At 39.9% G+C, this 26,770-nt stretch carries 15 protein-coding genes; 4 read left to right on the top strand and 11 right to left on the bottom strand.

Annotated elements, in window-relative coordinates:
• Positions 1–157: 157 nt before the first annotated feature.
• From D7322_RS11980 to D7322_RS11965, 4 genes are all read right to left on the bottom strand, one after another.
• A complete protein-coding gene (locus D7322_RS11980; protein WP_121124462.1) occupies positions 158–1,432 on the bottom strand; it encodes a glycoside hydrolase family 88 protein in 1,275 nt (424 codons plus the stop codon).
• A gap of 289 nt (positions 1,433–1,721) precedes the next feature.
• Positions 1,722–2,990: a DUF2264 domain-containing protein gene (locus tag D7322_RS11975; RefSeq protein ID WP_121124461.1), complete on the bottom strand. Its 1,269-nt coding sequence runs from the start codon at positions 2,988–2,990 to the stop codon at positions 1,722–1,724.
• Positions 2,991–3,143: 153 nt separating this feature from the next.
• Entirely contained in the window at positions 3,144–4,832 is a 1,689-nt protein-coding gene (locus tag D7322_RS11970) for a RagB/SusD family nutrient uptake outer membrane protein (protein ID WP_121124551.1), read from the bottom strand.
• A 13-nt stretch (positions 4,833–4,845) separates the two neighbouring features.
• A complete protein-coding gene (locus D7322_RS11965; RefSeq protein ID WP_121124460.1) occupies positions 4,846–7,965 on the bottom strand; it encodes a SusC/RagA family TonB-linked outer membrane protein in 3,120 nt (1,039 codons plus the stop codon).
• 141 nt (positions 7,966–8,106) lie between these two features.
• Between D7322_RS11965 and D7322_RS11960 the strand changes: the two genes are divergently transcribed.
• Positions 8,107–11,988: a hybrid sensor histidine kinase/response regulator transcription factor gene (locus D7322_RS11960; protein WP_121124459.1), complete on the top strand. Its 3,882-nt coding sequence runs from the start codon at positions 8,107–8,109 to the stop codon at positions 11,986–11,988.
• 86 nt (positions 11,989–12,074) lie between these two features.
• Here D7322_RS11960 and D7322_RS11955 read toward each other — a convergent pair whose 3' ends face one another.
• Together D7322_RS11955 and D7322_RS11950 are read right to left on the bottom strand one after the other, a co-directional pair.
• Positions 12,075–13,325, bottom strand: a complete 1,251-nt coding sequence (locus D7322_RS11955) for a glycoside hydrolase family 88 protein (RefSeq protein WP_121124458.1) — start codon at positions 13,323–13,325, stop codon at positions 12,075–12,077.
• Positions 13,326–13,413: 88 nt separating this feature from the next.
• A complete protein-coding gene (locus tag D7322_RS11950; protein ID WP_147430387.1) occupies positions 13,414–13,725 on the bottom strand; it encodes a hypothetical protein in 312 nt (103 codons plus the stop codon).
• A 537-nt stretch (positions 13,726–14,262) separates the two neighbouring features.
• Between D7322_RS11950 and D7322_RS11945 the strand changes: the two genes are divergently transcribed.
• The 3 genes from D7322_RS11945 (at position 14,263) to D7322_RS11935 (ending at position 20,521) form a co-directional block, all read left to right on the top strand.
• Entirely contained in the window at positions 14,263–15,531 is a 1,269-nt protein-coding gene (locus D7322_RS11945) for a Gfo/Idh/MocA family oxidoreductase (RefSeq protein ID WP_121124456.1), read from the top strand.
• 186 nt (positions 15,532–15,717) lie between these two features.
• The gene (locus tag D7322_RS11940; RefSeq protein ID WP_121124455.1) at positions 15,718–19,119 is read left to right on the top strand and encodes a DUF1080 domain-containing protein; all 3,402 of its coding nucleotides are present in this window, start codon (positions 15,718–15,720) and stop codon (positions 19,117–19,119) included.
• A gap of 151 nt (positions 19,120–19,270) precedes the next feature.
• Positions 19,271–20,521, top strand: a complete 1,251-nt coding sequence (locus D7322_RS11935) for an ROK family protein (protein WP_121124454.1) — start codon at positions 19,271–19,273, stop codon at positions 20,519–20,521.
• Here D7322_RS11935 and D7322_RS11930 read toward each other — a convergent pair.
• The 5 genes from D7322_RS11930 to hisS all read right to left on the bottom strand — a co-directional run bounded on the left by D7322_RS11930 (position 20,518) and on the right by hisS (position 26,751).
• A complete protein-coding gene (locus D7322_RS11930; RefSeq protein ID WP_121124453.1) occupies positions 20,518–20,877 on the bottom strand; it encodes a CoA-binding protein in 360 nt (119 codons plus the stop codon). The two genes, D7322_RS11935 and D7322_RS11930, sit on opposite strands and share 4 nt — an antisense overlap.
• A 137-nt stretch (positions 20,878–21,014) precedes the next feature.
• Positions 21,015–22,205: a serine hydrolase domain-containing protein gene (locus tag D7322_RS11925; RefSeq protein ID WP_121124452.1), complete on the bottom strand. Its 1,191-nt coding sequence runs from the start codon at positions 22,203–22,205 to the stop codon at positions 21,015–21,017.
• Between the two features lie 263 nt (positions 22,206–22,468).
• Positions 22,469–24,100, bottom strand: a complete 1,632-nt coding sequence (locus tag D7322_RS11920; protein WP_121124451.1) for a dihydrolipoamide acetyltransferase family protein — start codon at positions 24,098–24,100, stop codon at positions 22,469–22,471.
• A gap of 29 nt (positions 24,101–24,129) precedes the next feature.
• A complete protein-coding gene (gene pdhA, locus D7322_RS11915; RefSeq protein ID WP_120261760.1) occupies positions 24,130–25,125 on the bottom strand; it encodes a pyruvate dehydrogenase (acetyl-transferring) E1 component subunit alpha in 996 nt (331 codons plus the stop codon).
• A gap of 243 nt (positions 25,126–25,368) precedes the next feature.
• Positions 25,369–26,751, bottom strand: coding sequence for a histidine--tRNA ligase (hisS, locus tag D7322_RS11910; protein ID WP_121124450.1), 1,383 nt, complete (start codon positions 26,749–26,751; stop codon positions 25,369–25,371).
• Positions 26,752–26,770: the final 19 nt, after the last annotated feature.

Below are 26,770 nucleotides of genomic sequence, written 5' to 3'. Positions count from 1 at the left end.
ACTCCGATCAACTACTTTAAAGCCCTTTCAAGTGCCCTACAGCGGTTCTGGCGGCAGCAATACGATAATGATAAGTATGTATAGTTCATTAATGACTGGAATTCATTCTTTTAAAATGGAGCTAGCTTGCCTAGCCCGCTATACATTGATAATATCCTTACTGTTTGATCACTTTTTCGCCATTGAGCATTCGGTTATATCTAATCAGCGCCTCTACGTAATAATAGTCGGCATAAGTCAATGGTACATCTACCTCAGTTTTATGTGGAATAGAACCGACACTGTGTTTCAATATGTAACCACCAGCTTCTTTATAGTCCGCTTTGTACGGTTTAGAAGAAAGTGACTTTAACATCTGCTCGGCTTTGGAAATGTACAATTGGCTTTCACTACCTTTTGTATACTGTGCCAATTCCAGCAAAGCTGAAGCGGTAACCGCAGCGGTAGAGACATCACGTAGATCCTTCTGATGATAGTACTTACTTTCTTCGGTCAGTTTATTTTGATCCATATCCCAATATGGAATCAGGTCCTTCGGAAGATTGGGATGATTAAGGTAAAACTTGGCGATATTCCGAGCTTGTTCCAAATATTTACTGTCACCGGTTTCGCGGTACATCATGGTGTAACCATATAGACCCCAAGCCTGTCCCCTTGCCCAGGCAGATTCATCAAATGCACCCTGAGCAGTCTTCCGGGATATGATACTGCCATCTTCTGGATTATAATCTACTACATGGTAAGAACTGTAGTCTTTCCGGTAATGGTTGACCATTGTCGTATTTGCATGCTGAATAGCTATATCCCGAAATCTTTTATCTCCTGTTATTTTGGACACTTCAGTCAAAAATTCCAGATTCATCATATTATCGATGATAACGGGATAAGTCCACGGTTGCCCGTCCCAGTTCTTACCACCATCCCATGAACGGATGGTTTTCGGAGCTTCGTGAAAACGTGTTGCCAATGAAGCCGCACCAGTACTTAGCACTTCTTTGTAAGCTGTAGAATCACCTGTCAAACGCAATGCATTACCAAAGCTGCAATATAGCATAAACCCAAGATCATGTGTTCCTTTATTGTTCTTCTCTTTTTCTAAATGATTTAGTTTCCGCTTTGCCTCATTCAACAACTTCTCGTCTTTTGTATATTCATAAAGATAGAGCACAGTACCGGGATAAAATCCGGAGCACCACCAGCTAGAGCCCCAGTTGACATATTTCCCGTCTTTATACGTGGTGGGAATATCCGACTCCTGTATGGACGCGGCCAGATAGGTAATCTGTTTATGTGCGTCTTCAAGATTGGTTTGGACAAATTCCTTGTTAAGCCCCAATTTGGCTGTTGTTAAATTCTTCTGACTAGAACATGATATTGCCTGTAGACCAAGCCCGATCATTAACGCTCCTGAAATATAGTGTTGTACCTTCATATTAGTATTGAGTATTGAGATATGAGTATCAAGAATTTACTTAAACACGTCTAAGACCTACCTAGTATCTCTATTTTTTTTATTTTCTATCTGTTATCTATTTAGTATTGAGACTTGCGTATTGAGTTTTTACTTAATACGAGCCTAAGGCTTAACAAGTATCTTTATTTTTGTTTTTATCTTTATTTAGTGTTAAGCTATGAGTTTTGAATTTTTACTTATACAGTATGAGACCTATCTACTACCTCTATTTTGTTATTATTTAGATTATGAATAAAAGAACAAGGAATTAATAACTGACGTAATAATCTTTCGGAAACTGTTCCGCATTCCAGCATTTCTGCGATGTCCATTTCTGTGGAGCACATGTCCAGAACTCATCCGTAGCAGGTAATCCTAACGGCAGGAACGACAGCGATGCCACATACATTGATCCGGCGTTAGTATAATAGTCAGCCAAATTTGACTGTTGGTCTCCAACCACTCCCATACGGAGCCATCCCGAAGGAGCAAAAGTTTTGTCAATATAGATGTGTCTGAGTACCGCCGTAAGGGCCGCCCTTACTTGACCTTTTGAGATATCTTCTGGCAATTTATCCTCTAAAGCTACTGCTGCCAGAGGTTGAAAGGCCGCATTCTTATAAGTAGAGGACCGCCCAACGACCACATAGTGCCCTTCAGGCGATATCATCCGTTCTAAATGATGTGCATAACGCTGCATTCGCTTATATGCACGTTCATACATTTCCTTGTATTTTCCACCCGCAGAAATATTATGACGTAGTGATTCGACCTGCATACAATGGATCACATAGCCATTATAATGATCAAAGCTAAAGCGTGCCCCATCACTATACCAGCCATCGCCAACATACCATTCCTGATCAAATTTATTGACTGCATAGTCTATTTTCTCACGCGCGCATTCCTCGCCTACACTATAAAGGAAGGTTTCGGTCATTGCAGCAAAAAGTAACCAGTTGCTTTCATTCGGTTTGATCTTACGCAATAGTTTGAATTCTTCGACAACCCTTTTTTGGGCTATCTGGTCCAATGGTTCCCATAGCGCTTTAGGTGCTCTCAGAAACGCCAAAGCCAAATGCGCTGCATCTACCAGGGTTTGCGATGAAGGTCCCCGCCATGTAAAGTAATCCGGAGATTTTGGATCCACACCATATTTGATACCCAATAAGGCTTGATCACGTAATTTTTTACGGAGTTTCCCCTCTTCTGAGCTGTCATCGGGTAATGCCAACCAAGGCGCCATTCCTGCCAGCAACCGACCAAAAGCCTCGAGGTAACCAACCCCTGGATCTCTGCTATCAAAAGTAGGACTTACCTCCATCGGCATCTTTTTACGCCATTGCTGCTTACTGATATTATCCAATATCGGTGTGGCCATCTTGCTTAGTATTGAAACCCAATAAGCACGGTCATTCCCCGTATAACTTATACTTTCATCGGGTAATACACCTGCCTTAGCGCTCATCGGCAACGAAGCCGTCAATGCACCAACGCCAGCACCGCCTAATAATTTTAATACGGATCTTCTCTTCATCGATAATGGTTTATAAGTAATATGTGCTCAACAAGCACACACAAAACATTAAAAATCTTTATTTTAATACAGAAAAACAAGCTAAAAAGAATCAATCGCCCTAACAAACGATTGCGTGGGCGATTGATCCGTAAATTTGTTACAAATCAAACCTTATTGCCATTTAGGATTCTGCACCAAATTCGGATTTAAGGACAATTCTGAGATAGGAAGCGGCCAAAGATAATCGCGAGCGGGATCAAATTTTCTCGTCGCTGCTGTTTGTGCGATTACATATCCTTCAGACGTAAGACTCACAACAGGTTGTTCCGCATATTCGCTTTTGAAAAATTGAATACCTAATGTTGGCAATGGGAGTACCTTTTCGGCGATTTTCCACCTAATAATATCCCAATAGCGGTGTTCACCTTCCATTGCAAATTCGACTCTACGCTCTCTCCTAATTTCCTCTAATACATTCAATTCATGATCTAAAGCAAAAGCATTTGTCAATTTTGGCATTCCCGCGCGATCTCGAACGATATTCAACGATTTATTCAGGTCAGCATCTGAAATATTCCCATCTAGTTCATAAACTGCTTCTGCATATGACAACAACACCTCAGGATATCGAATAATTTTATGTTCATTAAAACTCGCTTGATTCACCCAATCTGTATCATTAAAATATTTGAAGGTTTTATAGCCAGTTTGTGTAAATGAAAACATAGGCTGGTATTTAGAGCCATTGATATAAGTATCTCCTGTTTTAAAAACAGTCATTGCCAAACGAGGATCCCTATTTTCGAATTCCGTTAAGGTGCTTACATTAGGTTTATAATAAGGAGATCTATTTACCCCCTCTCTAGGTAGACCATCGATATATAAATAAGCGTCCACTAAATAACGCGTGGGAGTAATCGCACCTTGTTCTATATTCCGGCTATAATTATGTGTCGAGATTCTATCCGTCATATCTTTACCATATAAACGGGGTAATATGACTTCCTTATTTGCATAACCATTCCCTTCTTTTTGAAACAGATAATAATAACTCTTTGCCGGGTCAGCTCCATAAGTAAACAGCTTAAAATAGCCTGTTGAAATAATATCGTTGGCCGTATTTTTCGCTATTGTCAGGTGTTTTTTTGCATCTCCAAATTGATGATACTTTTCAAAAGTCCCTTCAAAAAGCGCAAGTCTAACCTTAAGCGCCTGAGCAACACTCTTATTGATTCGACCGTAATCGGTGGATTTTGTCGCACTTGCTTCAGGCAAATTTTGGATCGCGTAATCCAGGTCGCTATAAATCAGATTGACAACTTCGTCACGTGTTCCTCTTGGCGCTTGAAGCAATTCATCATTCAGATTTAATGTCCGGGTTACGATCGGCATTCCCCCAAATCTCTTGAGCAATTCTCCATAAGCATAAGCTCTAAAAAAACGTGCTTCAGCGCTATATTTCGTTATAACAGCCGCATCTAGCGACATCTTTTCTGCCTTTTCTAAGATAGTATTTACTGCGCGGATTAGCTGATAATTATTTGTATAATCCCCGCTACTATTAGGCACCAAGCGAGATCCATCGCTGATTGAATTGTTACCTGTAGAACGAGAGTCATCAGTCCAATTTGCGGCGCTATTTTCGCCAATTCCTGGCAAGAAGGTATAAAGATAATTTACACCCATCAACAAGTGCTGTTCGGTTTTCCAAAAAGACGCATCTGTCACCCTAGTCTCATCTATCTTATTATCTAAATCCTTCATACATGACGAAAATAGAATATTGGCCGATGCAATCAGTATTCCCAATTTTGCAGCTCTCTTTATGATGGTTTTTGATTTATTTATTTCGATTTTCATAATTTCCCTAGTTTTAAAACGTAACATTTACCCCTAATGTGAATGAACGGAAAAATGGATATCCGAATGCCTGTCCATTTGGTGTTTCAGGGTCATAATAAGGGTTCCATGATTTTTTAAATTCAAATAGATCTTCGCCGGAGAAAAAGACCCTTAGACGTTCTATTTTCGCTCTTGTCGTCAATTCCTTTGGTAAGGTATAGCCCAGTTGGATATTTTTCATACGTGCGTAAGCTCCATTGACTACCCATTTATCCGAAATTCTTGTATTACTTCCACCTCCCATGACTGGCCTTGGAAACATTGCATTTGGATTTTCTGGCGTCCAGTAATCTTTATGGATGGCCCAAGCCTGCCGCCAGCTTTCAACATAAGGAAGAGTCAAAACGGAAGGCAGTAAAAACTTTCTTTTCCCAACACCTTGAATAAATGCACTAAAATCAAACCCTTTATAATTAAAACCTAGGTTCAATCCAAAAGAATATCTTGGATTTTGAGTACCGAGATATACTAAATCACCTGGATCCTCTAAATTACCTTTACCAGAGGAAATAATTCCATCAACATTTACATCAACATAGCGAATATCTCCAGGCCCCAAATTCGGGTTTTGATGATTTACCTGGTTATTTTTTATCTCATCAGCATTTTGGAAGTAACCATCCGTACGGTATCCAAAAATTGAATTTTTAGAATATCCTTCTAAGAGAGAAACGAGACCGCCACTTAGGCTGGTTCTATTTAAAAATTTAACAACCTTGTTGTTATTATCTGATAAGTTAGCTCCAATAGTATAATTAAAATCCTCACCAATTTTATCACGCCAATTTAAGCTCAGCTCCCAGCCCCAAGATTTGAAATCGCCAATATTTGAACTAGGGCTGCCAATACCAAATACACCAGGCTGCGTTATGACCCCATATGTTCCTTTGGTTTCACGCCAAAAATAAGAGAATGATCCATCAAGTTTTCTATTGAACATCGCGAAATCCAATCCAACATCGGTATTTGTAACTTTCTCCCAGGTTCTTAGCGGTGAAGCGGCACTTCCAATCCAATAGTAAGTATTCCGTACATTATTAAATGGATATGCATCTCCCTTGGATAGCGCATTTATATAATCGTAATTATTAGCCCGGGGATTATCGCTATTAGGATCATTTGCCTGTTTACCCCAAGCTGCTCGCAATTTTAATTCATTAAAAATTTTGGAAGCATTGCCAAACCACGATTCATTGTTTATACGCCAGCCTGCTGAGACACCAGGTAAAGTAATCCAGCGGTTGGCTGGTGATAAACGTGAGCTTCCTTCCCGATTTAACGTTCCCTGAATAATATACTTCTGGTCAAAAACGTATTGTGCGGTACCAAAGAAAGAAATCAATGTATTGGTTTGTATATTGTCTCCAACACTAGTATTATTTTTATCCCCAAATTGACTTAAAGCCAATACATCATCCGTAGGGAGATTCGATGCTGACGCACCAATATAATCGTAACGATAATCATCATAACGATATCCTCCACGTACTAACACCTCGTGCTTTTCATTAAACGTTCGATTATACTCACCTACAGCTTGCCAATTGTTCGTTAATGTTTGAGAACGCCCCTTGATGATTGAATTAAGATTAATTCCCCCTGCCCATCCAGTTCGTCCATTTACATTATACATCGGAACTGGGATTCTGGTATTATTATCATTCTCCATCACAATTCTTGGACTATACAACAGGCGTAGCTTTAAACCCTCCGTAAAAATATCTTTTGCCCCAAGCTCAAAACTTCCGCCAATTTCTTGGATGACATTATTGTTACGTCCGCCATCCTTTAATAACCCAACAGTTTCTCCAGCAGCACTTCCGGCGGCATATTTTGTATCACCACTTTCTGGAAGATATATAGGACTAATACTCCTTGAAGAAACAATATTATAAATCAAACCATAATCATTACTGGCTCCTAAAACACTTGAGTTCCTCTCCGATCTACTGTATAATATTTTAGAGTCCAAGCTAAACATCTTGGAAAGTTCCCGATGATAATTAAAACGTCCATTCAAACGTTTATAGTCATCTGGTCCAAATCTAAAAATTCCTTTATCCGTGATATAACCCAATGAGAACAAGTAATTATCCTTTTCTGTACTTCCTGAAATAGATAGATTTTGATTTAAACGTGTTGATTTATCTTTCAATAAAATCTCCGGATAATTATAATTGCCAAAATATTGATAGGCAGTGGGGTTCGTTGGGTTAATTCTATAATATTGATTAGGATCCTTCATCAGAGCAATTAACTCTGCTGACCAATCTGGAGATTGACCAGCGTTTATACGAGCGAGGTTCTGCATCTCAGCCTCCTCCCAGCTATTAATCCGCTCAGGAAAAAGTCCCATCTTTTTCGCCGTCCACATCCCCTGATAGTTTACCTTCAATTTTCCCTGACCAGATTTTGTCGTCACAAGAACGACACCCGCTGCTCCCCTAGATCCATATATGGCCGTTGCCGAGGCATCTTTAAGAATAGAAATACTTGCAATATCGTCTGGATTGGTATAGGTCAAAGAACCGGGAACACCGTCAATAAGTACCAATGGGTTAGATGAACCCGTAGATAGATCTCCACGAATATTAACCGAAAAGCCCTCGGCACCGGGTTGTCCACCTGAGCGAGTCACTACTAATCCAGGCGCAGCTCCCTGCATTGCAGACATGACATTGGATATTGGACGAGAGTCCAAAACTTTCTGATCTATGGTAGAGACTGAACTCGTCAAATTTGCCTTTTTCTGCGTTCCATACCCTACAACAACAACTTCATCAAGTGCCGAACTTGTACCATCCATAGTTACATTAACGACATTTCGTCCGTTGAGGGCAATTTCTTGGTTTTGATATCCCACATAGGAGATTACTAGTGTTGCGTTGGGACTGACGGACAAGGAATAGGTTCCCGATCCATTTGTGGAGGTTGAGCGTGTTTCTCCCTTCTCTCGAATTGTAACACCTGATAATGGTGTTCCTTGACTGTCTTTGATTTGTCCTGTAACATTTACTTTCTGTTGGGCATTAGCGACACCAACAGCAAATAATGTCATAGCGGACAATCCAATTGCGTAAAACTTAGCCATACTTTAGGAAATTGGTTTTATAATTTAAAAATCGGTTGCTTAACAGCATCAAAATTGGGCAAGTGCAACTATTCAATAGGGTGATTTTTATAAATATTAAGGGGTAAAATCTTAAATTTGAACTATAACCGCTATTTATCTATGAATTTCCTCATAAAGCAGATCCAAAACTTGGTCATCATAGCATGGCTATTTTGTCCTTTTATGTCTTGTTTGGGCCAGAATTTCAGTTTTGAGACACTAACACAGGACAATGTATTAGATAAACAGGCTGTTTTGACTATTGCGCAGGATAAAAAGGGAAAACTTTGGTTTGGCGGAGGGAATAATCTGTTTGTTTACGACTCACAAACTATTTTAAACCTTCGTGTTCAGGATAGCATATTCAACAAATTGGATTATATCAATAAGATTTGTATAAATGACAAAGATGATCTTTTTATAGCTACCGCAACACAAGTATTTATCTTCAACATTGACAAACGAAAGGCTGTATTGAGAAAAGGAAAGCCTTTTATAGAAAAACTCGTTGTCTCGGATATACAAATTCTCTCAGGTCATATCTTTTTATGTACAAATAGAGGTCTATATATAGCTATTCCGGCTTCAGGCTCCTATGATTTTAAATTAATTTTAGATCGACCTCATACACAGACTATAGTTCAAACAGGACTAAACTCGTACACGATAGCTAGTTCCCAGGGTCTTGAATCATTTATATATAAAAACAAACGAATATCTAAAATCCATAGCTTGGGGTTTCCCGTATTACCTCTAAAGGAACGAATATTTAGTACAATGCATTTTAAAGACAACATGCTCTGGGTAGGGACAAAATTACATGGTCTATTTCTGTTCAATTTTTCCAGTCGAAATTGGCGGAATCTAAGAGAAGAAAATAGTAACCTCCTGAGTAACAACGTCCGTAAAATCATCAGAAACGCAAATGGGGAGCTATTAATCGGAACGCTGAAAGGGCTTTCCGTTTTCACGGGATCTCCTGCTTTCACAAATTACAAACATAATACGTCCATAAAAAACTCTCTCAGTCAAAACTCAATTTATGACATCTTTGTCGATAATCAAAAAGTGATCTGGCTAGGAACATATTTTGGAGGTATTAATGCAGTTTATCCTGATTTGATCCCTATCCGATCCTATTCTACACGTTCTTTATTAAAGCAACGTTTGAATAGCGATATCGTGGGTAGTTTTGCCGTTTCCAAAAATGCTGCTTGGATAGGCACTGAAGAAGAAGGAATCAATAAAATTGATAAAATTACGGGGAATACTAGTCCGCAACCGAAGCTGACCCGATCAAACCTGATAAAAGACCTTTATGTACGGGATGAAAAATTATATGCCGCACAATATGGTGGTGGCTACTCCATCATTGACCTAAAATCGGGTAACACCAAAAATTATCTCCTCGAAAAGGATCTCTTAAACCTGAAAAACAATATTTACAGCATTTACGTGGATCCTGCACAACGAATATATTTAGGTACAAATAAGGGACTTTACATTAAGGAACAGGAAAAACCACCACAGTTTGATTCCTCGCTCGCAGCAAATACAATAGATGAGATACAGGCAGATGATAAACAACAGATTTATTTCCTGCAATCAGGAAGGCTATTTCGGAGAAAGACTTTTAGTACTACTATCCACCCCATAAAGCAAGTTGACTCACTTTACATAAATGGATTTTATGTAGCACCCAATGGTAATATTTGGCTCACTTCGAAGGGGGATTTATATCATTTCGATCTTAAAGATCGTTTAACCCTCATAGCACGCTTCCCAAATAACACCCTTGGCTGGCCAGTGATGATCGACAAACATTTCTGGATCAGCAGCAAAAATGGACTGATTTTTTTTGATCCGAGTACCAAGTATCATACGGTTCTTAATCAGTACGATGGTCTCCCCGTTAAGAATATGCAAGGAGCAAAGGTCTATAGCAGCGACGCCGCCGTCTTGTTCGTGACTACACTGAACGGCCTGGTTTCCATCGACACCCGAAAAATCACTTTTAATCAGAAGAAACCGAATGTGCTTTTTAGAAATATATTCCTTGAAGATACCCCATTAAACTATGGCCGCATCCAGCGAGGTGATCGGTCCAACAGCTATCAGTTGCAATTACGTTATGACGAGAATTTTATCACGGTCAATTTTTCAAGTTCCAATTTTATCAAACCACAGAAAAATAGATATCGTTATAAACTTGAAGGTTTTGACAAAGACTGGATAGAAACTAATACCCCAAGTATCAGATACACCAATATCCCCGAAGGTCGGCACACACTGACCGTATATGCCAGCAATAATGACGGCATCTGGAGCAGTACTCCGCTACAAATACATATAACTATAAAACCTCCGATCTGGCGCACCTGGTGGGCCTACCTCTTATACGCCGGACTATTTACTCTCGGGGTGCATTTTGTCATTAAGTTTGTCGTTGAACGCCAGATGCTGATCAATTCCGAACGGGAACAGGAAAAGAAAATCAAATTCTTTACACAAATTTCGCATGAAATCCGTACGCCGCTGACCTTGATCACCGCACCTCTGGATGAAATCATTACCGAAACCGCCAATTTATCGACCACCCAGTCTAAGATCAAACGGATTAAAAAGAACGCTGTTAAATTATTGGGGGTTGTTAACGAGCTACTTGATTTCAAAAAATTTGATGACAAGCACTTTATCCTGAAACAAAGTGATATCCCTTTCAAAGAATATATTGAAGACACATTTTACCTCCTCAACGATCTTGCGCAGAATAAACATATCAATTATTATATCCGGAAATTAGATGCCGTAGGGTTACAATCCATAGACCCTGTTCAATTTGACAAGGTTATGTTCAATCTATTGTCAAATGCCATTAAGTATACGCCCGAGAATGGCACCGTTTATCTTGAGCTCCTTGAGAGTGAAGACAGCGTCATTATCAATATCGTTGATAACGGCATTGGCATTGCAACGGATAATCAATTCAAGATCTTTGAAGAATATTATCGGGAAGAACAGGCAAACGACAGCATAGGTACCGGAATCGGATTAGCGTTGACCAAACAGATTATCTTACAACATCAGGGAGAGATCCGTTGCTTTACAATGAAAGATGAACAAGGAGAATGGACGGTTTTTAGCCTACGTTTGCCAAAGCTATCGAAAGTCCGCGTGTCCTCTCCTACAGACCCTATGGTGACCGCAATAGATAATTCAAATTTAGCAACTCCGTCTGCCCCGGACAGATCTTTGCAACAGACCATTCTCATTGTCGAAGACAATAGAGAACTACTGGATACCATTGTCCATTTGTTTCAGGAAAGCTATACCGTCATCACGGCTGTCAATGGCGAAGATGCATTAACAAAAGCGCAAGAATATATCCCCGACCTGATCCTGTCTGACCTAATGATGCCTTATATGAACGGAGCTCAGTTATGCCAGGCAATAAAGACAAATATCACAACTAGCCATATTCCCGTTATCTTGCTGACCGCAGTGACAGACAGTGACTCACAGACACAGGCCCTACAATTTGGAGCAAACATCTATCTAACCAAACCTTTTGACAATAGGCTATTGTTTCTATCTGTACAGAATCTCATCGCAATCAGTCGTAAAAAGAGCAGGGAATTTCAGGTTAAAAAGACAGATTTCGACAATGAACTGGATGCGCAATTTATTGCCACATTGGATCAACTGATTGAAGCAAATATCCAGTCGGAAGATTTTGACGTTAACTTTATATCCCGAAACATGGGAATGAGTGCGCCTATTCTCTACCGCAAGCTCAGAGCAATATCCAATCTGTCTATCAACAATTATGTCAAGATGTACCGACTTAATAAAGCCAGAGTGTTATTGAAATCTTCGATGAATATCAGTGAGGTCGCTTATTCCGTAGGATTTTCAGACAGAAAATACTTTAGTAAAGAATTCAAGAAACATTTCGGACATAATCCGTCTGAAGAAACGTCGGCCTCAGATCAAGACGGCTAAAACCGTTACTTAAACAGGGATTGTTAAAATAAAGAAGCCACATTTTATGCTAAAAATATGGCTTCTTTATTTTGTGATATATATATTTATTTTGCAATTTCTTTAATTATTGGCTCACCCGCCAACAATCTTTTATAGCGCACCAATGCTTCTACATAATAGTAATCAGCGTAGGTCAAAGGCACATCCACTTCTGAATTCAAGGGTAAAGCACCAACACTGTGCTGAAGAATATAGCCTCCATTTTGTCCGTATGGAGCCAGATAAGGTGCTTGCGATAGATTTTTAATTATTGTCTCGCCCTTGTTGAGGTAAAGTGCCGACTCACTGCCTTTAGTATATTGCGAAAGTTCCAGTAAGGCCGAAGCATACAACGCAGCAGCAGAAACGTCTCTTAGATCTTTATTCGGATACATTTTATCAGATGAAGCGATCTTATCCTTGTCAAAGTCCCAGTAAGGAATCAGATCTGAGGGTAAGTTTGGATTGTCAAGGATATATTTCGCTATCTGTTGCGCCTGCTTTAAAAATTCCTTCTTTTTTGTTTCACGGTACATCATCGTGTAACCATATAAAGCCCAACCTTGGCCACGCGACCATGCAGACTCATCAAAAGCACCCTGATGTGTTTTTTTAGATCGGACCTTACCCGTATTTTTATCATAATCTATCACATGATACGAACTATAATCTTTTCGAAAATGATTTTTTAGCGTCGTTTCGGCATGCGTGACCGCAATATCATAATACTTCTTATCACCTGTTACTTTAGAGACCTGTGTCAAAAACTCCAGGTTCATCATATTGTCTATAATGACGGGATAGTCCCAGGCCCCGTGATCCCACGAACGGATAGTTTTTGTCTTCGGACTATAACGCGATGCCAATGAATTGGCCCCTGTCGTTAAAACCGGTTCGTATTTCTGTGTATTTCCGGTCAACCGAAGGGCATTTCCAAAACTACAGAACAGCATAAAGCCCAGATCATGCGTCCCCTTATTATTTTTTTCCTTCTCCAGATAGGTCAATTTATCTTCAGCTTTCCGCAGCAGTTCCTGATCTTTGGTTCCTTCATATAAATAAAATAAAGTACCGGGATAGAATCCGGAACACCACCAACTCGATGACGAAAAAACCTCCTTCCCATTTTCAAATGTTTTTGGAAATTTATCCTTTGGCGTTTCTTTATCCAAAACCTTTATCTGCTTGGCAGCGCCGTCAAGTTGCTGCTGAATAAACTCTTTCGACAGGTTCAATTTTTCCGTTTGCCCCTGGGCCAGACTGCTTGTTCCCAAAGCAGCCCATACAATCATTAAGATTTGCTTTTCTAGTCTCATTATTTATATTCCCTTTTTACGTTATTGATTTTTAAGTCTTCGCACTATTTATTTTCACGGATAGCAGCTATGGCACCTTTATCGAGTTCTAAATATCTCCTTTGGCCTGTTCGATCGTACAGCTCAAATCCAGATTGAAATAGCCTAGAGACAGGCGGGCTTTATCAAACAGTTTATCAGCTGAATTGGCGCGATGGTCATATACATCTGTTCGGCCAATGTCAACCCGCACTGACTTTTCCCCGGACAGGTAAGTCATGGTCCCCAATAGACCGTTACCCGTGAATACCCCCTCATATATGGTATTTCCGAGCGGAGCAACCTTAAATTGCCCAAACCCTAGCACCTGTAGGGTTATGATATAAATAAGGATTAATAATAGTGCTCTCGGTCTCATCATATCGGTTTTCCTCTTTACAAGGCTCCATAAAGATGCCGTATTATCTAAGTATAATCAAGCTTGATTTACGAAAACGATTAAGTGACTTCTCAGGTTCCCATTAGCAAATCCGTTAATTTTTTTCTGGTGTCACCGGTATAAATTCAAACTAAGCATACGATTGGGCATCAATATGGGGCCAAAAATCATTTCGTCCCTGCCAAAAACGGTCAAATACTCAGATATACAACTGGGCGCGCCAGACTGTGTCCACAAAATCTAGGCTTTTCGGCAGGGAATTCATTCCGGGAGTAGTTACGTAACAATTCTGTTGCTAAATTTCCTTTTTCCGCAATAGAATCAAACACTATATACGAAAGAAATGATTATAGAACCGCTCTTTTATTATTTTTTCATAAAACGAGAAGAAACAATACGTAAAATTTTAGTTATCAGTTTATATTTAACAGTTTTTTATCTATTTTTAGGTTCAATATCCAATTGCCGTTATTTTAACAGCCTAAAAGGATCAATTATAAAACAACTAATCCAACCAACATGAAAGAACAGAATTCATCAAGGCGTGATTTCATTAAAAAATCAGTGGTAGGTGCCGCAGCATTTTCTATTGTACCACGTTTTGTACTTGGAGGCCAGGGCTATCTTGCTCCAAGTGATCATCTAACTAAAGGAGTAATTGGCGTCGGAAATATGGGCCGTGGACATTTCGGCTATGCCGGGACAAAAACAGTTGCCATTTGTGACGTTGACAAAAGCCATCTTGCGGCAGCGCAAAACGACTTAGGGGGCGGTGTAAAAGAATACCACGATTTCAGAGAATTAATCAAATCTCCTGAAGTAGACATTGTCCACATTGCCACGCCACCACACTGGCATGGTCTTATGTCCATCGAAGCCGCTAAAGCAGGAAAAGATATCTGGTGTGAAAAACCAATGACACGGACCATCGGTGAAGGTAAGAAAGTAAAAGAAGCAATAGCACAGCATGGAAATATGTTCCGTTTAAATACATGGTTCCGTTTCAAAGACGATTTTTATGGAATGAATGTTCCTGTCAGTAAAATCAAAAAACTGGTCGATACAGGCATGTTGGGTTGGCCATTAAAAGTGACAATAAGTAAGCATACGGGGTTCGACTGGAAATTCTATTGGGTGGGAAAAGAAAACCTACCCGAAGAACAAGTTCCGGCTGAGCTGGATTACGAATTTTGGCTGGGTCCCGCTCCTTATAAGCCATATAACAAACACCGTGTACACACTACTTTTAGAGGATATTGGGATTATGACGGGGGCGGATTAGGTGATATGGGGCAACATTACATGGATCCCGTGCAATATTTCCTCGGTAAGGACAACGAAAGCCCGGTGACCGTTGATGTCGATGCACCACAGCAACACCCAGATGCGGTTGGTACGTGGAGACGCATTACGTTTACTTATGCCGATGGTTGTCAGATCATTTTAGATGGCGAAGCCAAAGATGAAAAAGCAGCTTATATCGAAGGTCCAAAAGGCAAACTGTACAAAGGCTTTGCGTCTGATATTCCAGATTTGGAAAGAAAACTAGCGCAGTATCCAGAGCCTGCTCCGCAGATTACAGACTTTTTGGAGTCTGTCCGGACACGCGAAAAATTTGCCCTCAATGAAATAAATGGACATCGCTCCTGTACATTAGTCAATATGGGACTGGCAGCCCTTCGTCTCAACCGCTCATTGAAATACGATTCTCAAAATGAGCAATTTATTGATGATGATGCGGCAAACCGTTTAATTCACCAACCAATGCGAGGTCCTTGGTCCATCTAACAATTATAATCCGATGAAATATCATGAACAAAAGAGACATCAGAAAACAGATGGATAGCAATCGCCATGATACCTCATGCCGATAAAAGATAAAAATCTCAATGAAACCATCATGATTTATTCAATTACATAAGGAAATGAATACATCTGATCGCTTCGTCACAAATGAAAAACAGATTTAAACGGATGAAAAAGATATTTAATTCGCTGGCTGTATTACTCCTCATCTCGAGTGCTTCATACGCCCAGCAACCGCAAAATAGAACCACAGCTACCAAAATAGCTGACGTACTGGCCCAACAACCGGCAGAGGAAAAAGAAAAGTTTCTACTCGCCATGCACGAACTGGAAGGATTTACTTCCGATGACATCGTTGCTTTCCTAAAAGGCCTAAAAGCTCCCGGAAGTAATAATGCGCCTATTGAATTTGCTGCCAATAGCTATTCTTTTTATATCAATCAACCAGGAAAAGAACAGCAAAAAAAGATATTTGTTGAAGGCTTAGCAAAATCTATCACACAACTGAACGAACCTACAAATCAAGTTTTCGCTTTGCGTTTACTCCGCCAATGTGCGGACAACTCCGCAATCCCTGCTGTCGCAAACTGTTTAACAAACGATTACCTTGCTGATGCAGCTGCAAGAACTTTGGTATCTATCCGTACCAGCGAGTCCGCTGCGGCGCTGGAAAAAGCCCTAGCTGCCTCAACGACTGAAAAAACTACTATCGCCATCGTTACCGCATTAGGTGACTTAAAAGTTACCAATGCGGAAAATGCCATTTTAAATTTAACGCAAAAATATAATTCAGATGCTTTCCAACGCACAGCGTTGATCGCTCTCAGTAAAATTGGCGGTACAGCTTCGGCGCCTTTATTTCAAAATAAATTAAACGATGCGGCATACAGCTACGATAAATTTGATGCTGTAGGACTAGGTATTGATTATGCGCAATCGCTGATCGACAATAAGCATGATCAAGACGCAGTCAAATTCCTGAATAAATTCTTTCAGGAATCACAAAAAGCAAAATCCATTAACGGACAATTTGCCTCGTTGAAACTATTGGCAGCCATCGATCCAAAAAAGCAACAAAAAAACCTGCTGTCAGCCGTAAAGAGTGATAATGGCGCATACCGTAATCTCGCATTACAATTGCTGGGCAAATATGGCAAAGGCAATGATGCCAAAAGCCTGCTCGCTTTAGCGAGTAAAGGTACTCCAGAAGTACAGGAAAGTGTACTAAATTACCTTGCACATAACGGATCTGCAAGCAGTCTAACTGCAATCCAGGCCTTAGTCGGCAAAGCGACATCTCCAGTCACAAAATTGGCCGGACTAAGCGCAATCAACACGCTTTCACAGGGTAAAGAAACCAATACCTTAATTCAGGCCTTCGATGCGGACCAAGAGTTCAATAATTCTGTTAAGGCACTTATCCTTTCTTCCAAGGACGCCAATGTGATCAATGATGTCAATAACGCGCTTGCGACTGTTGATGACAGCAAAAAAATTCAGTTACTGGATATATTGAGTAAACGTTCCAATAGCGCTTCGTCAAAAGCAGTATTGGCAATCAAAACAGCAAACCCTTCCGTTGAGGAAGCGATAAATAAAGCGTTACCTAATGTCGCTCAGGAATCCGATCTCGAAGAACTTTTCAATAGACTGAACAATACCTCAGATCAGAAATCCGCCGCTTTACTGCAAAAAGCGATTGTCAATGTCGTCCAATCAAGCCCAAATGCCAACGGACTAACAGGAAAACTAGCTGCCAATATTTCAAAATCGGCAGCTCCTAGTGCTTCAAAATACTTTCCTATTTTTGCTGGACTCGGTGATGACCAATCCTTAAAAGCAGTTAGCAATTACGTGAATAATAACAATCCGGAGTTGAGGACTGCAGCAATTACCTCATTGTCTAGTTGGTCATCTGCGAATGCCCTTCCCGAACTGGTATCATTATCCAGGACGGAAAAAGACGAAAACTTATTCAATACAGTTTATAAAGGATTAATCAAATCCATTTCATCTTCGACAAATACTGCAGATCAGAAAACACTGTTGTTGCGCGACGCTTTTAGTGTTGCAAAAACAGTAGAACAGAAGAAAGCCGCACTTGCAGCCCTGCAGCCAACAGGTACCTATCAAGCTTTTATTTTTGCTGCGGACAAAATGGCTGATCCACAATTAGGCGAATCTGCTGCGAATACCGCCATGAACATAGCCATGGATAATAAATATTATGGTAGCAAAGTAAGGGAAGTCTTAGAGCAGGTCATAGGTAAATTGTCAGGTAGTGAGAGTGGCTACCTGAAAGAAGCCGTAGTTCGTTACCTTTCTGAAATGCCAATAAAGGAGGGTTATGTATCGCTTTTTAATGGTAAAGACCTGAGTGGTTGGAAGGGATTGGTCGCTGATCCGATCAAACGGAGTAAAATGAATGCCAAAACATTGGCAGCTGAACAAGCCAAAGCAGACGACATCATGCGCAAAGGCTGGTCAGCATCAAATGGCGAAATTGTTTTTAGCGGAAAAGGAGATAACCTGGCGACAATAAAACAATACGGAGATTTCGAGATGTTAGTTGACTGGAAATTGGAGAACTATGGTGGCATAGAGGGTGATGCCGGTATCTATTTGAGAGGTACACCACAAGTTCAGATCTGGGATATTGCCAACACTAGAGTCGGTGCACAAGTCGGTTCGGGAGGATTGTACAATAATCAAAAAAATGAAAGCAAACCGTTAAAAGTGGCTGACAATGCCACGGGCGAATGGAATACGTTCAAAATTAAAATGCAGGGCGAAAATGTCTCTGTTTGGTTAAATGGTCAATTAGTTACCGATAATATCCCGCTTGAAAATTACTGGGATAGAAATCAATCCATTTTCCCTACAGAACAGATTGAACTGCAGGCTCATGGTTCAGTGGTTTACTATAGGGATCTCTTTATCAAAGAATTCCCCAGAAGACAAGTCTTTAAACTAAGTGAGCAAGAGAAAAAAGAAGGATTCGATGTCCTATTTGATGGAACAAATCTCGACAAATGGACTGAAAACAAAGCTTATGTAATAAATGACGAAGGTTATATCTGGGTATATCCCAATGCAAAATTCGGTGGCAACTTATATACAAAAGAAGAATATGCTGATTTTATTTATCGCTTTGACTTCAAATTGACTCCCGGAGCTAACAATGGCGTTGGGATTCGTGCTCCATTAGAAGGAGATGCGGCTTATGAAGCTATGGAAATCCAAGTACTGGATGACGGTGCAGATGTGTATAAAGACCTAAAACCTTACCAGTACCACGGTTCTATCTATGGCGTGGTAACGGCCAAAAAAGGACATTTAAAACCATTGGGCGAGTGGAATTCTGAAGAAATATATGTAAAAGGCAATCGTGTTAAAGTAACTTTAAATGGTACCGTTATTGTTGATGCAGATATCGCTGAAGCGAGTAAAAATGGAACACTGGATGGAAAACAACACCCTGGTTTAAAACGTACAAGTGGCCATATAGGTTTCTTGGGCCATGGAACTGAAGTATTCTTCAAAGATATCCGAGTTAAAAAACTCAAATAACTTCCTGAAGTGCAGAAAAAGGGGATAAGGAATCTTATCCCCTTTTTGCTAAAAGACCGGCTTGTTTGACAAGTGAGAAAAATAACAGAATGATTCCAAAAACTTTTATTAAATTAAAGATCTGGGATTCTAATTCAAAATATGATGTTTTATGACTAAAGCCGTAAACCTATTGATTAACAAAAAATTGGATAGCAAGCCTGAAAAGAAAAATCTATTCAATAAACTTTCTATTATAAAATTAATAGCCGAATTAGGATCTGTATCAGTAAACGACATCGTAAAAAACCTTTCGTTAAGCCTTCCAACGGTCAACAGCCTGATTGCGGAACTATTGGAAGACAATATCGTTCGTCAATTTGACAAGGGAGAATCCATCGGTGGTCGCAAACCCAACCTATATCGGCTATGTGACGGGTTATTTCAAGTACTATGTATAGAACTTCAACGTTTCTCCATTACACTGAGTATTATGGACAATAATCAAAATATTGTTGCTGAAACTGTTGAGCTGGACAATGAGTTATCCCGCAACGCGGATAATCTTCATGACATTACAAAAATTATTGACCAATATTTACTGGAAAAAGCGGTAGATACCGAAAATCTAACCGGACTGATCATTAGTATGCCTGGACTAATCAATGCTGAGGAAGGAACAAATGAAACGTTTTTACACGATGCTTCACAATCTATCACAGCATATTTCGAAGACAAATACCAAAAGCCCGTATACATACTCAATGATGTGAAGGGTGCTGCGTATGCGGAATTGAAATTCGGTTTAGCCAAAAACACCAAGAATAGTCTTATTATACTAATGGATTGGGGAATAGGTCTTGGAATAGTTTCTAATGGCGAAGTTTATCTCGGGCGTGACGGTTACTCGGGCGAGGTAGGGCATATGCCATTTATTGATAACGGCGAATTGTGTTATTGTGGCAAAAGAGGCTGTCTCGAAACGGTGGCCTCCGGAATTGCCTTGGTCAACAATGCAAAGCAGGAGATCGAGAAAGGTGAGCTTACCAAACTCAATGAGTTGCAGAAAGAAGAGTTAGATCACTTAACACCGACGCACGTGATCGAAGCAGCTAATAAGGGCGACCAATTCGCAATAAATCAAATTTCTAAACTGGGCACCAACCTCGGGAAGGCGTTTGCCTCCCTGATCCAGCTGCTCAATCCCGAATTAATTGTACTGGGAGGAAAAATTGCCAAAGCCAATGAGTTAATTACAATCCCGATACAACAGGCAATAAATTCATATACGATGGCTATTTTAAAAGAACATTGCGATATCAAAGTATCAAGCCTGAATCTAGACAGCAACACGATCGGTTTGACAAACTATTTTATCACAAAGTATCTGTCTGTCGAATTGCAACAGAAATCCAAAATCTAAAACTGACCTGTACTCAACAATACCAGAGTACAGGCTCTTTCAGTTTTTATACCATTTTCCATTGCCAGCTGTTCCAGTTCAGCATTTTCCGCACCCGGATTAAAAATAATACGCTTTGGTTTGGTCTCCAAAATATAGTTATAATATTCTTTCTGATTCTGCTCGCCAAGATACATGGTCACCGTGTCAATATCAGTATGTATGTCACCTTTCTTTTCAATAGGTACACCGGCCGCTTCTCCACCGCTCAAACCAATATTAACAATATCATGTCCGTGTTTACGGAGCATATTCGCGGCTTTATTTGAATAGCGCGAAGGATTTGTACTGGCACCTAAGATTAACGTCTTTTTCATCCTTATACTTTTTTGTTCATCAATGATTTATCTCTAAAAACCTGCCTATCGTCCTCTTTATACCCGGCATCCGGTTATCAACTTATCAACGCCCAAAGTAAAGTTATGCATTCATTTTATTATGGATGAACATAGAATTATTCATCAATAATAAAGTCACCATGAGTGCTATAAGCATTCTTACGTAAAACTGGCATTCCTAAAATTTTATAAAGCTCATCCAATTTCACCAAACTGCCATTTGTCATATTCGAAAGTAAAACAATAACAATATTTCTTTTCAGATCCCGTACATAGATGTGACGAAAACCGTGCCACCATCCGGTATGATAAACAATATGGTCGTTTCCATGTTCAAAAGTTCGCCATCCATATCCATAGCTAAAAATACCTTTTTTTGCATCAGGGTAACCACGGTAAGCCGAATCCAACGTCGATTGTTTTAATAAACGGCCATCACGAAGCGCTAAATCAAAACGGTAAAGGTCTCGTACTGTACTATAAATTCCCTTATCTCCCAACGGGCCGTCCTGAAAATTCTGTACCACTGATCTACGCCATATCTTATCATGTCCAATGACATTGGTCGGTATCTTTTCGTATACGGCTTTTGACAGCGCAGCGGTATTGGTCATTCCGGCAACATTGAAAACACTGTCTTTCATATATGTTGCATAATCCTGTTTCGATACCTTCTCGATAATAGCGCCTAAGACCATAAAATTGGAATTATTATAGAAAAACCGTCCGCCGGGAGCGCCGTATCTGTTCGGCTTAAACTCCGTTAGCATTTTCATAACATCCTGATTAGTCATTCCTTTTTTGCGGTCGGGCCAATGTTTCTCTGAAAAATAGACATAATTTGGTAGGCCTGACCGATGGGTCAGTAACATTTTGACCGTAATACCGGGATAAGGAAAATCTGGATAAAAATCATTAATTGTCTGGTCCAGGCGTAATTTTCCTGCTTCGACCAACTTCAATGTACCAACAGCAGTTAAAGGTTTAGAGACTGACGCCAATTCGAACTTATCATCAATATCCAAACTATCACGTTTCAGGTAGTTGGCCCAGCCAAATGTATTTTGATATAGAATTTTACCATCCTTCGCCACCAGTACATTTCCGTTAAATGCAGATCTCGAATGCAGGTTTTTCATAAATGCATCAATATTGGGGTCTGCATTCTGAGGGTTGTAAATAAGTCTTGTACTATCTATTTTTGCCTGTGCTATCGCCGCTTCTTTTTGTTTTTTCTCTTTTGAACTACAGGCAACTGTAGATGCCAACAAAAGAGCTACCATTCCCTTTAAAAAAAATAATTTCACGTATTGTATCTCCCGGATTTTCTATTTTATGTTATGTTTACCCCTATCTCGAAGGTAAATCTGCGCCTCGTCTTCATACGATTTATACATCGCAATTATCTCATGCCCGTTCCATTCTGTGTATTCTTTTTGAATTTCAATAAAGAACCGAGTTTAAATATAATAATGCTAAAATGAAGATTTTAGTATAAAAAAACGAATTTTTAGCACAAAAAAAGCCACTTTATTCCTAAAGTGGCTAATATTTTATTGGTATCAAAAATCTATGCTAACAACCGAACTGGATTTTCTACCAATGCTTTTAATGTCTGTAAGAATGCAGCCCCTGTAGCGCCATCTACCACACGGTGGTCACAGCCCAAAGTTACTTTCATTATATTACCGGGAACTACAGCACCATTTTTCACAACCGGAACTGCCTGGATAGCTCCTACTGAAAGAATAGCTCCGTCAGGAGAGTTAATAATAGATGTAAACTCATCTATACCAAACATACCCAGGTTGGAAACTGTGAATGTAGAACCTTCCCAATCTGCTGGTTGTAATTTTTTAGCTTTCGCTTTTTGAGCAAAATCTTTCACCTCAGCAGAGATGTGAGATAATGATTTACCATCAGCAAAACGCACTACGGGAACTAACAAGCCATCTTCAACAGCCATAGCAACACCAATGTTTGTATGCTCATTGAAACGGATCTTATCTCCCTGCCAAGAAGAATTCACAGCTGGATGTTTTTTCAATGCTACTGCGACAGCTTTCACGACGATGTCATTGAAAGAAACCTTTACTGGTGCGATCTCATTAATTTGAGCACGAGCAGCCATGGCATTGTCCATATCGATAGACACTGTCAAATAGAAATGTGGCGCAGTGAACAATGATTCAGCCAAACGGCGCGCAATTGTTTTACGCATTTGATTGACCGGTTTTTCTGTATAGCGTTCTTCACCAACATAGGTAGGTAAAGTAATTGCTTTTGTTTCTGTAGCCGGAGCTGCTGCCGCTGCAGTTTCAGCTGTTTTCGCTGCAGTCGGAACAAAGGACTCAACATCTTTTTTCACGATACGGCCACCATCTGCTGACCCTTTGATATCACTTAAATTGATTCCTTTTTCCTTTGCGATCTTACGTGCCAAAGGAGAAGCTTTTACACGTGAATCGTCACTAGTAGTGGACGGAACTGGCGCAGCAGTTGCAGCCGGAGCCGAGTCAGCTTTAGGAGCCTCCGCAGTTTCTGCTTTCGCAGGAGCAGATTTTTGATTTAATAAAGGTGTGATATCAGTTCCGGCAGGGCCAACGATAGCAATAATATCATTTACTTTTGCAGCTTCGCCGGCCTCAAGGCCAACATATAACAACGTACCATCGGCATAAGCTGTAACTTCCATTGTCGCTTTGTCCGTTTCTACATCGGCAATAGCATCATCCGATTTAATCGTGTCACCAACTTTGAAATTCCATTGCGCAATAACACCTTCTTTCATGGTATCACTCAACAAAGGCATTGTGATCACAGTACATCCCAATTCCTCAGGAGTCACTGTGTCAGCCGAAGATTCTGGACCAGAAACTTCTTCTGTTTTTTTTTCTTCAGTTTTTTCTGGCGCTTTTTCAGCTGCAGGAGCATCTCCGCTCAACAAAGCCTGAAAATCTTCACCGGGCTCACCCAAAACAGCGATAACAGCATCGATCGCTACTGCTTCACCCTCTTTTGGGCCAATATATAAAAGAGTACCTTCTTGGTAAGACTCGAAGTCCATTGTAGCTTTATCTGTTTCAATTTCAGCTACTAAATCACCAGAATTTACTTTATCGCCAACTTTTTTGTGCCATTTTGCGATGACCCCTTCGGTCATTGTATCGCTCATTTTCGGCATTCTTACTACTTCAGCCATTCTGTATTATATTATCAAGTTAAAGAGTATTAATCTAAAATAAATGGATAGTCTTGTTGTACATAGACATCTTTGTACAATTCGTCCGCTGTTGGATAAGGAGATTCCTCCGCAAATTTCACAGACTCATCAACTACTTTTTTCACATCAGCTTCAACCTCCGCAAACCAAGCATCATCCGCATATTTGTTTTCCAAAATAGCATGTTTAGTCGCTAATAATGGATCGCGATCTTTATAGGCTTCCAATTCCTCTTTCGTACGATATTTCGCAGGGTCAGACATGGAGTGTCCTTTGTAACGGTAAGTACGGATTTCTAAGAATGTAGGTCCTTCGCCAGCACGGGCACGTTGAACAGCTTCGTCCATTGCGTTGTGTACAGCAACAACATCCATACCGTCAACAGGAGCTGAAGGCATATCAAAACCTAATCCCATTTTGTAAATGTCTTGCATGTTAGTGGTACGCTGTACAGAAGTACCCATTGCATAACCGTTGTTTTCACAAACGAAGATAACAGGTAGTTTCCAAAGCATCGCCATGTTTAGTGTTTCGTTGAATGCACCTTGACGTACAGCCCCATCGCCCATATAACAGATGTTTACATTATCTGTACCAAGGTATTTCTCAGCAAATGCGATACCAGCACCTAAGGGAATCTGACCACCGACAATACCATGGCCACCCATGAATTTATGTTCTTTAGAAAAAAAGTGCATAGAGCCTCCTTTACCTTTCGAACAACCAGTGATCTTTCCATATAATTCAGCCATACAAGCATTTGCAGAAACGCCTTTAGCCAAAGCGTGGGCGTGATCACGATAAGCAGTGATTAAAGAATCCTCAGGCTTAATTACCGACATCGTTCCAGCGACTACTGCCTCTTGTCCTATGTACAAGTGACAGAAACCACGAATCTTTTGCTGTCCGTAAAGTTGACCTGCTTTTTCTTCAAACTTACGCATAAGTAACATAGACTTATACCACTCCAAATATGTCTCTTTTGTTATAGGTGTTGAACTCATTTCAAAGTTTTGATTTTCTTACAATTCTAGACTACAAATCTAATAATTTTGGATGAATTTCCTTGGTCAAAAATCAATTTTATTTACACTTTAAGACACTTCTAAGACATTTGATTTAAAGTATATAGCATTTTTTAACAAATAAATGAATGGCACAACCAAATAAATCAAAAACTTATGAAAATAAAAAAGCCAAAGGACTTGATAATCATTTGGCTTTATCTTTTTTATACAAATTATTTGCTAGCGAAGTTTTTGGATAAGCTCATTTTCGGTAACCTTCACCTGTTCTCCGCTTTCCATGTCCTTGAGCGATAACTGACCAGAAGAAACTTCTTCTTCCCCGACCAATAAGACATAAGGAATCCCTTTTCCATCGGCATAGCCCATTTGTTTTTTTAGTTTCACTGGTGCAGCATACAATTCAACCGCAATATTTTCTTTGCGGAGTTTATTGAGCAAACTCAGTGTATAGGTTTCAAGTTGCTTCTCAAAATTGATAATCAACAGCTTGGTAGAATCTGCTTTGTTTGCCGGAAATAAATTCAATTCCTCCAGGACGTCATATATACGGTCAGCTCCAAAAGAAACGCCAACACCGGTTAGGTCCTTCAGACCGAACATCCCGGTAAGGTCATCGTAGCGTCCGCCACCGCCTATACTGCCCATGGCAACTTCATTTGTCTTCACCTCAAAGATACAGCCTGTATAATAATTGAGACCTCGCGCCAAGGTAATATCCAGATCAACAATATGGGTCAACAGTGTGGTATCCCCGCTCAACTTAGTAATATAATCGAAGACTTCCTCAATTTCAGCTATGCCTTTTAAACCAATCAAAGAATCCGCCAAGATAGATTTTAGTGATGCAAGTTTCTCCTTATTTGAACCTTCCAATAAGATGATCGGTTTCAAAAGATTCAGATCAGCTTCGGTAAAACCTCTTTCCAGCAGCTCTTTATTGACCCCATCCAATCCAATTTTATCCAACTTATCAATAGCGACAGTCATATCGACAATAAGTTCTGGCTTTCCGATAATTTCGGCGATACCAGAAAGGATCTTCCGGTTGTTGATTTTAATATTAAAATCCTTCAGTCCAAAACGCTCGAAAGCCTCATGATAAATCAGAATAAATTCAGCTTCATTCAGCAAGCTTTCTGATCCCACCACATCAACATCACATTGGTAAAATTCACGGTAACGGCCTCTTTGTGGACGATCTGCACGCCAGACAGGTTGTACCTGAAAACGCTTAAATGGTAAGGAGATCTCATTTTGATGCATCACAACGTAACGTGCAAAAGGCACCGTCAGATCATATCTTAGTGCTTTTTCACTAATATGTGGAATGAGTTTATTTGAATTTTTATCATGAAGTAGACCATCTGGGGCTTTTGCCAAATAATCTCCGGAATTAAGGATCTTAAAGATCAATTTATCACCTTCATCACCATATTTACCTGTTAAGGTCGTTAAATTCTCAAATGAAGGCGTCTGTATTTCATTGTAACCATATTTTTTAAACACAGCTTTCAATGTGTCAAAAATATAATTACGTTTGATCATTTCGGAAGGCGAAAAATCACGGGTTCCTTTCGCCAAGGAAGGTTTTACTGTTGCCATATCCGGCAAAGTTAATATT

Source organism: Sphingobacterium puteale, assembly GCF_003627955.1.
Taxonomy (GTDB): Bacteria; Bacteroidota; Bacteroidia; order Sphingobacteriales; family Sphingobacteriaceae; genus Sphingobacterium; species Sphingobacterium puteale.
Note: the sequence above shows the minus strand (reverse complement) of the source record. Positions and strands in the feature narration are given on the sequence as shown.

Excerpts from the sequence above, each read along its gene's own strand:
- D7322_RS11970 (WP_121124551.1), bottom strand. The coding sequence starts at position 4,832 with ATGAAAATCGAAATAAATAAATCAAAAACCATCATAAAGAGAGCTGCA.
- D7322_RS11955 (WP_121124458.1), bottom strand. The coding sequence starts at position 13,325 with ATGAGACTAGAAAAGCAAATCTTAATGATTGTATGGGCTGCTTTGGGA.
- D7322_RS11975 (WP_121124461.1), bottom strand. The coding sequence starts at position 2,990 with ATGAAGAGAAGATCCGTATTAAAATTATTAGGCGGTGCTGGCGTTGGT.
- D7322_RS11930 (WP_121124453.1), bottom strand. The coding sequence starts at position 20,877 with ATGAAAAAGACGTTAATCTTAGGTGCCAGTACAAATCCTTCGCGCTAT.
- D7322_RS11935 (WP_121124454.1), top strand. The coding sequence starts at position 19,271 with ATGACTAAAGCCGTAAACCTATTGATTAACAAAAAATTGGATAGCAAG.
- D7322_RS11980 (WP_121124462.1), bottom strand. The coding sequence starts at position 1,432 with ATGAAGGTACAACACTATATTTCAGGAGCGTTAATGATCGGGCTTGGT.
- hisS (WP_121124450.1), bottom strand. The coding sequence starts at position 26,751 with ATGGCAACAGTAAAACCTTCCTTGGCGAAAGGAACCCGTGATTTTTCG.
- D7322_RS11920 (WP_121124451.1), bottom strand. The coding sequence starts at position 24,100 with ATGGCTGAAGTAGTAAGAATGCCGAAAATGAGCGATACAATGACCGAA.
- pdhA (WP_120261760.1), bottom strand. The coding sequence starts at position 25,125 with ATGAGTTCAACACCTATAACAAAAGAGACATATTTGGAGTGGTATAAG.
- D7322_RS11965 (WP_121124460.1), bottom strand. The coding sequence starts at position 7,965 with ATGGCTAAGTTTTACGCAATTGGATTGTCCGCTATGACATTATTTGCT.
- D7322_RS11945 (WP_121124456.1), top strand. The coding sequence starts at position 14,263 with ATGAAAGAACAGAATTCATCAAGGCGTGATTTCATTAAAAAATCAGTG.
- D7322_RS11940 (WP_121124455.1), top strand. The coding sequence starts at position 15,718 with ATGAAAAAGATATTTAATTCGCTGGCTGTATTACTCCTCATCTCGAGT.
- D7322_RS11960 (WP_121124459.1), top strand. The coding sequence starts at position 8,107 with ATGAATTTCCTCATAAAGCAGATCCAAAACTTGGTCATCATAGCATGG.
- D7322_RS11950 (WP_147430387.1), bottom strand. The coding sequence starts at position 13,725 with ATGATGAGACCGAGAGCACTATTATTAATCCTTATTTATATCATAACC.